1 protein-coding gene is annotated in these 571 nt (G+C 49.9%); it reads right to left on the bottom strand.

What is annotated here, in order from left to right:
• Nucleotides 1-571, bottom strand: a 571-nt coding sequence (locus tag R7Z77_RS27350) for an ABC transporter permease (RefSeq protein WP_318137305.1), incomplete at both ends; no start/stop codon positions are given.

Raw genomic sequence — 571 nt, 5'->3', positions numbered from 1 at the left:
CGAGATGGCGGCTGCTAAATTTGGCTCTAGGAACAAATCACCAGACACCAAACTGGCAATACGAATGGTAATGACGTTGTAGTTACCAGAAGTGAGCGCATAGACGCTGGCATACGCACCGATCGCATTGGCGATCAAAATAATGAAAGTGCCAAACAGGGCAGGAGAAAGCACAGGCAAAGCCACTTTCGCCCAATATTGCGCAGTTCTTGCCCCCAACAGTGCAGCCGCCGCTTGCCAATCATCGCTCAGCGCATCAAAAGCGGGATAAAGCAGTAAAACCGCCAGTGGGATTTGGAAGTAGATGTAAATCGCCAGCAAGCCCCATTTGCCGTACAAGTCAAAATCACCGAGCAAACCATATTGTTTGAGCAACAACGTAATCGCGCCGTTTGTGCCTAAGATGATGATGAAGGCAAACGACAGAGGTACGCCTGCAAAGTTGCTGCTCATGTTGGTGAAGGCAATCACGGCGTCTCTTAGCTTACTGTCTACTCGGCGTAAGGAAGAAACCAACAGCGTCGCGATAGCGAGCCCGAAAATGCTCGACCAAACGGACAACCATAAACTG

Source organism: Vibrio sp. 1401 (genome assembly GCF_033340295.1).
Note: the sequence above shows the minus strand (reverse complement) of the source record. Positions and strands in the feature narration are given on the sequence as shown.